Source organism: Paraburkholderia sp. SIMBA_030 (assembly GCF_046535245.1).
Taxonomy (GTDB): domain Bacteria; phylum Pseudomonadota; class Gammaproteobacteria; order Burkholderiales; family Burkholderiaceae; genus Paraburkholderia.
In genome coordinates, this window is record NZ_JAWRXB010001371.1 from 1 (window position 1) to 245 (window position 245).

Annotated in this window: 1 protein-coding gene; it reads right to left on the minus strand. The window is 64.5% G+C overall.

The annotated features are described in order from the left end of the window. Positions 1-245, minus strand: a 245-nt coding sequence (locus SB772_RS44525; protein ID WP_410839091.1) for a DUF1275 family protein, incomplete at both ends; no start/stop codon positions are given.

Genomic DNA, 245 nt, shown 5'->3' on the forward strand with positions numbered 1-245 from the left:
GCATCAGCCGCAGGCTGCGGTCTTCGACCGTTCCGGTGCGGCGGGTGACATAACGCGGCAGAAAGATCGTCAGGCAGAAGACCGGCAGCGCCAGAAGCTTGGCGATGATGCCCGATGTCCCCGATATCAGCGCCGCACCCAGCGTCACGAAGTTGCCGGTGACGTGGGCGGTGAACAATCCGCCGAGCGCCAGGAAGCCCGCGGTATCGACATAGCCGCCGGTGAAACTCAGCAGGAAGGGAAGG